The organism is Streptomyces sp. NPDC006207 (assembly GCF_040613835.1).
In the GTDB taxonomy this organism is placed as follows: Bacteria; Actinomycetota; Actinomycetes; order Streptomycetales; family Streptomycetaceae; genus Actinacidiphila.
On record NZ_JBEXSX010000027.1, the window covers coordinates 106,583 to 112,625 of the forward strand.

General features: G+C 71.2%; 7 protein-coding genes and 1 pseudogene. 4 read left to right on the forward strand and 4 right to left on the reverse strand.

Going from position 1 to position 6,043, the window contains the following annotated elements:
* The first annotated feature begins 29 nt into the window (after positions 1-29).
* The 4 genes from ABZ312_RS22620 (at position 30) to ABZ312_RS22635 (ending at position 3,205) form a co-directional block, all read left to right on the forward strand.
* Positions 30-548 carry a P-loop NTPase family protein gene (locus ABZ312_RS22620; RefSeq protein WP_500327154.1) on the forward strand — a complete coding sequence of 173 codons (519 nt, stop codon included), beginning with the start codon at positions 30-32 and terminating at the stop codon, positions 546-548.
* 84 nt (positions 549-632) lie between these two features.
* Positions 633-1,208 (forward strand): TetR/AcrR family transcriptional regulator, encoded by a 576-nt coding sequence (locus ABZ312_RS22625; RefSeq protein WP_500327156.1) that lies wholly within the window; start codon positions 633-635, stop codon positions 1,206-1,208.
* A gap of 85 nt (positions 1,209-1,293) precedes the next feature.
* The gene (locus ABZ312_RS22630; protein ID WP_500327158.1) at positions 1,294-2,088 is read left to right on the forward strand and encodes an SDR family NAD(P)-dependent oxidoreductase; all 795 of its coding nucleotides are present in this window, start codon (positions 1,294-1,296) and stop codon (positions 2,086-2,088) included.
* 94 nt (positions 2,089-2,182) lie between these two features.
* Positions 2,183-3,205, forward strand: coding sequence for a methyltransferase (locus tag ABZ312_RS22635; protein ID WP_500438628.1), 1,023 nt, complete (start codon positions 2,183-2,185; stop codon positions 3,203-3,205).
* A 257-nt stretch (positions 3,206-3,462) separates the two neighbouring features.
* Here ABZ312_RS22635 and ABZ312_RS22640 read toward each other — a convergent pair whose 3' ends face one another.
* The 4 genes and pseudogenes from ABZ312_RS22640 to ABZ312_RS22655 form a co-directional block, all read right to left on the reverse strand.
* Positions 3,463-4,017, reverse strand: coding sequence for a hypothetical protein (locus ABZ312_RS22640; RefSeq protein WP_500327161.1), 555 nt, complete (start codon positions 4,015-4,017; stop codon positions 3,463-3,465).
* Positions 4,018-4,247: 230 nt separating this feature from the next.
* Positions 4,248-4,445 carry a hypothetical protein gene (locus tag ABZ312_RS22645; protein WP_500358522.1) on the reverse strand — a complete coding sequence of 66 codons (198 nt, stop codon included), beginning with the start codon at positions 4,443-4,445 and terminating at the stop codon, positions 4,248-4,250.
* A gap of 320 nt (positions 4,446-4,765) precedes the next feature.
* Positions 4,766-5,923 (reverse strand): RNA polymerase sigma factor, encoded by a 1,158-nt coding sequence (locus tag ABZ312_RS22650; protein ID WP_500438629.1) that lies wholly within the window; start codon positions 5,921-5,923, stop codon positions 4,766-4,768.
* Positions 5,920-6,043: pseudogene (locus ABZ312_RS22655) on the reverse strand (YciI family protein); the annotation flags it as partial. The gene ABZ312_RS22650 and the pseudogene ABZ312_RS22655, both read right to left, overlap by 4 nt.

A 6,043-nucleotide genomic window follows, 5' to 3' on the forward strand; every position in this document is an offset into this window, starting at 1 on the left:
CGCGGCGGCCCGGGGTAGGGTGCACGGTCGTGGAACGGATCTTGGTGGTGGGCGCCACGGGCGCGGGCAAGTCCACGCTCGCCCGTGCGGTGGGCGGTCGACTGGGCCTGACGTACCACGAGATGGACGCGCTGTACTTCAACGGTCCCGACTGGGCGGTGAACGGCGCGTTCGCCGAGGACGTGGCGGGGTTCGCCGCCGGGCCCCGCTGGGTGGTCGACTCCCTCGGCTATCCGGACGTTCGTGACCTGCTGTGGGGGCGGGCCGACACCGTGGTGTGGCTGGACTACCCCAGGCGCGTCATCATGCCGCGCGTCCTGCGCCGCTCCGTGCGGCGCACCGTCACGCGCGAGGCGATCTTCGGGGGCAACAGGGAAACCCTGACCGGCTGGCTGAGCCGGGAGCATCCTGCCTGGTGGTCCTGGTCCCAGCACGCGGGCCGTCGCCTCGAGATCGAGCGCCGCGCCGGCGATCCCCGCTTCGCGCCGCTGGACGTCCTCCGCTTCGGCCACCCCGACGAGACCGCGGCCTGGCTGGCATCCCTCTGAGCCCGGTCAGGACCGCGGCGCGCGCGGCCTCCCCCGGAACGCTTACTTTATTGAGCAATCCAGAATCATGCTAGGCTTTCCGGCATGGGACGGATCAGGGAGTTCGACGTCGACCAAGCGGTCGACCGCGCGATGGACCTGTTCTGGCGTCGCGGCTACGCCGAGACCGCCCTGCAGGACCTCCTCGACGAGCTGTCGATCGGAAGCGGCAGCTTCTACGCGGCTTTCGGCTCGAAGGAGCAGCTCTACCTCCGCGCCCTCGAGCGTTACTCCGCCCTCCAGGCGGACGACCTCGTGAAGATCCTCGAGCACGCGACCGAGATCCGGTCGGCGGTGCGACAGGTCCTCGTCGCCATGATCGAGGCGGATCTGACCGATCCGTCGCGGGGGTGCCTCGTCGTCAACACCGCCACCGAGTGCGGCGGCAGGCCCCCGGCTGCCGAACGTGTCGTCGCGGCGATGCGGCAGGTCGAGTCGTCCTTGGCGGGAGCCCTGGAGCGGGCCAGGTCGCGGGGTGAGCTGGCGCCGGACAAGAACCCGGTCGAGCTGGCCCGCTTCCTGACCACCTTCGTCCAGGGCCTGCGGGTCGTCGGCCGGGCGCGTCTCGGGCGGTCCTTCGTCGAGGACGCCCTCGCGGTGGCGATGCGCGCCCTGGGCTGACCGCGGTCGGGCTCCGACGCACACCGTGTGGGCCCGGCTTCCGCTTGCCATAATTCTGTATTGATCAATCCACAAAGGATTCCTCATGGAACTGCACCTCAAGAACAAGGTCGCCGTCGTCACCGGAGCCAGCAAGGGCATCGGCCTGGCCGTCGTCGAGGCGATGGCCCGCGAAGGCGTCCGCGTCGTCGCCGGCAGCCGCAACTCGACGCCCGAACTCGACGCGCTGGCGACCACCTACGACGTCACGATCGTGCCCGTCGACCTGGCGGCACCGGAGGGGGCGCAGACCCTGGTCCGCCGCGCGGTGGAGCGCCACCAGCGGATCGACATCCTGGTCAACAACGTCGGCGCCGCCGAACCGCGCAGCGGGTTCCTCGAGGTCACCGACGCCGAATGGCAGCGGATCTTCGACCTGACCTTCTTCAGCGCCGTCCGCGCCAGCCGTGCCGCGCTCCCGCACCTGGCCGAGGCCGACGGTGCGGCGATCGTCAACATCAGCTCCATCAACGCCCGCACGCCCTTCCCGATGGTCGTGGACTACTCGGCCGCCAAGGCCGCGCTGACCAACCTGAGCAAGTCGCTGTCCGAGGAGTTCGCGCCGAAGGGCGTCCGCGTCAACGCGATCTCCCCCGGCCCGGTGCGCACGCCGTTCTGGACGGCCCCGGGCGCTTTCGCCGACGCCACCGCCGCGGCCGCCGGCACCACGGCGCAGGAGGCCCTGGACGTCGTGGTGCCCCAGAGCATGGGCATCACCTCGGGCCGGATCACCGAGCCGCAGGAGGTCGCCGACCTCACCGTCTTCCTGGCCTCGCCGGTGGCGGGCAACATCAACGGGGCCGAGGTGCTCATCGACGGCGGCCAGATCAAGACGCTCTGAACGCGGGGCGCGGCCCGTCCTGCCCCGGGCGGCGGTGCGAGACCGCGCCCAGCGACCAACCTGAGAATCCGTTGTCGAGTGAGTGGAGATACATGTGACCGTCGACGAATCGATCACCCCCGAGCCGATCCTGCAGCTGGGTCTGGGATTCATGGCCTCGAAGACACTGCTGAGCGCGGTGGAGCTGGAGATTTTCACCGTCCTGGCCCGGGGCGGTCGCGATCGCGCGTCCCTCGCCGCCGAAGTGGGCCTCCACTCCAGGTCCTCCGCGGACTTCCTCGACGCCCTCGTGTCGCTGGGCCTGCTGGACCGTGACGACGACGGCGTCTACCGCAACAGCGCCGCGTCCGAGGTCTTCCTGGACCAGGCCAAGCCCTCCTACATCGGCGGCATCCTGGAGATGGCCAACACCCGCCTCTTCGGCTTCTGGGACAACCTCACCGATGCCCTGCGAACCGGCACCCAGCAGAACGAAGTCACGCACACCGGAGCCCCCTTCTTCGCCACGCTGAGCCAGGACCCTGTCGCGTGGCGCAACTTCCTCAACGGCATGAACGGTGTCAGCACACCCCTCGCGGGGGCACTCGCCGCCGACTTCGACTGGACCGGCCACCGGCACGTGGTCGACCTCGGCGGCGCTCTGGGGGCCGTACCCGCGGCAGTGCTGCGATCCCACCCCGAGATGACCGGAACGGTCTTCGAACTTCCCCCGGTACGCCCGGTATTCGACGAATTCGCCGCCGCTCACGGCCTGACCGACCGCCTGTCCTTCCACAGCGGCGACTTCTTCTCCGACCCCCTTCCCCCGGCCGACGTCTACGTCATGGGGCAGATCCTCCACGACTGGAATGCCGAGCAGCGGCAGTTCCTGCTCCGCAAGGCCCATGACGCCCTGCCCGTCGGCGGCACGCTCATCGTCTACGACGCCATGATCGACGACGACCGACGGCACAATACCTACGGCTTCATGGTGTCGCTGAACATGCTCATCGACACGGAAGGCGGCTCCGAGTACACCGTCGCCGATGCGACCCGCTGGCTGGCGGCGGCAGGCTTCTCCACGACGGAGGCCCGTCCTCTCATCGGCGGTTACACGGCCGTCTACGCCACCAAGTAGCCGGTCGGCGATCGTCAGCTCACCGGAGCACTCCAGCCGTCGCCGGTGGCGATGTGCAAGGCCCCCCGGTGCAGGCCGAGGTCGGCGGCGGCCCTCGGCACCTCGAGGACGCCGTCGGACCCTCGGCCGCCGTGGGGCTGCGCGGCCCGTGGGCGGCCATGAACCGCAGTGGGTGGGCGCAGATCAGACCGTGAGAGCCCGGTACTCACTCCAGGCGGCCTCGCCGGCCGCCCGGTTGTCGTGCGGGCTGGGATCCCTCAGCTCTTCAGGGTCCTCCGCCACTCCACTTCCTCGACGGAGACCGGCGCCTGGATCTTGTACACGTCGCCGACCCGCAGATTGTCGGGCGTGCTGTACGTGCCGTAGGTACCGATGACCGAGACGGCCACATGGGAACCGGGTTGCCAGAAAGTACGGAAGTACGGGGCGGTCGGAGGGATTTCGGGAATCTCCAGCAAGGGCACGCCACGTCGGTCCAGCAGGCGTCGGAGCTTGTCGAAGCGGAGCCTGGGAGTGAACCTGCCGTATCTGGCGCGCATTTCGGCGTTGACGAGCGTGCGATCGCGGAACGCCAGCCGGTGCACCTGCAGGCTGAAGTGGTGCCCCGACCAGGGGTGGTCGGCCGCACCGCGGTTCCAGTAGAACTCGACGAGACCGTAGTCACGGCAGATGCTGAGGGAGCGGAAGGCGTTCTCGGCGAAGTCCGGGCCGAGGACCTCGGTCACGCGGTCGGGGGAATCCGCGGGTCCCACGCCGAGCACGGTGCCGGTGGTGATGACGTCCATGTAGAACGCCAGGGAGTACGGCGTCACAGGCTGATCCCCGATGTGGTGTGTCCGGCGCGACGTGGGGAGACCCTACTCCACCACGGCCGCCCCACGACCGGGGGCCGGAAGTGACGAACGGGTCCTCGCCGCGATGGAGCGGCGGGGACCCGCGGATGGCGATGAGACCTCGACAGGTCAGCGGGTGGCACCCCCGGCCTGGGGAAGACGCATTGCGTGTGGGGTGGCGTCCGCGCTGTCAGCTGCGGGAGCCACCGTCAGTCACCGTAGTCGCCGCCGTCGTCACCGTAGTCGCCCCCGCCGTCGCCCCCGCCGTCATCGCCGCCGCCGTCGTCGGCGACCACGGAGACCGTGCTCTGAGGGTGGTCGGCCGCGACGGCGGCCGACGTCGAGCCTGCCGCTCCGGTCAGTGCGGCGGCGGCAGCCACGGTGGCGATCAGTGTCTTGCGCCTCATGATGGCGTGTCCTTCCGTGCATGTCGGTAGGTGCCGCGGTCGCCCGGCGCGAGAGCAACGCTGAGGTACTGAAGAGACCATCAATACCGCCCGGAACGAGCCGGCACGCCGGCCCCCGGCCTACGAGGGCCTCCGAGCTCCCGTGGATGGATCGGCCACCGGCCCATCCAGGGCAGCGGCCTGCAGCCACAGCCCCGTCCCGAGGGCCCATTCGGCACGTGCGGAAACGGGGCCTACTTCCAGGGTGCGCCCATGTCGGCCGAGATTCATCCCGGCACCGGTCTCCGGGCCGGAGCACCGGCTCCCGCTTGCGCACACCGTCAGGCACCACGGCGGGAGTTGAGGCGGGCGGCCTGGCGCGTGAGATGGTCGCGCTCGGCGAGGTTGGGTGCCTTGCGGGCCGCCTCGGCGTACAGCCGTGCCGCCGTCGTCAGGTCGCCGTCGCGCTCGTGGAGGTAGGCCGCCACCGCGGTGTAGCGGGGGAGTGAGTCGTCCAGCGCCGCGAGCGCCGCCAGCCCGGCGCGCGGTCCGTCGGCCTCGCCGACGGCGACCGCGCGGTTGAGCCGGACGACCGGGCTGTCGGTCAGGAGCGTCAGCTCGTCGTACCACTCGACGATCTGCACCCAGTCGGTCTCCTCGGCGGCGGGTGCGTCGGCGTGCAGTGCCGCGATGGCGGCCTGCGCCTGGAACTCGCCGAGCCGGTCGCGGGCGAGTGCCGCCTGCAGGATCCCGACGCCCTCGGCGATGGCCCCGGTGTCCCACCGGCCGCGGTCCTGTGCGGCGAGCGGGACCAGGCTGCCGTCGGGCGCGGTCCTGGCGGCCCGCCGGGCGTGGTGGAGCAGCATGAGCGCGAGCAGCCCCGCCACCTCGGGGTGGTCGATCGCTGCCGCGAGCTGCCGGGTGAGGCGGATGGCCTCGGCGGCGAGGTCGACGTCGCCGGAGTAGCCCTCGTTGAAGACCAGGTAGAGGACGCGCAGCACGGTGGCGACGTCGCCGGGCTGGTCGAACCGCACGCTGGAGACGGTGCGTTTGGCCCGGCTGATGCGCTGCGCCATGGTCGCCTCGGGCACCAGGTACGCCTGGGCGATCTGCCGGGTCGTCAGCCCGCCCACGGCGCGCAGCGTGAGCGCGACCGCGGACGAGGGCGTCAGTGACGGGTGGGCGCACAGGAAGTACAGCTGGAGCGTGTCGTCGGCCGCGGGCGTGGGCCCGGGGTTCGGTTCCCGGTCGACGAGGTCCTCACGGCGGCGGCGGGCGGTGTCCGCCCGCGTCGCGTCCAGGAACCGGCGCCAGGCCACGGTGACCAGCCAGCCCTTGGGGTCCCTGGGCGGGTCGGCCGGCCAGACGCGGACGGCCTCGACCAGCGCGTCCTGGACGGCGTCCTCGGCCGCCGCGAAGTCGGCTCCGCGGCGGACGAGGACGGCGAGGACGCCCGGCGTGAGGCTGCGGAGCCGGGCCTCGTCGATGGGGGTGGTCATTCGGTGATGGTGGGCGGGGCGGCGAGGAAGGGGCGGAGTTCGAGCCATTCGTGGATGGGCCTGCCGCCGGCGCCGGGTGCGGCGGAGAGTTCTCCGGCGAGTTCGAGGGCGCGGTCGTAG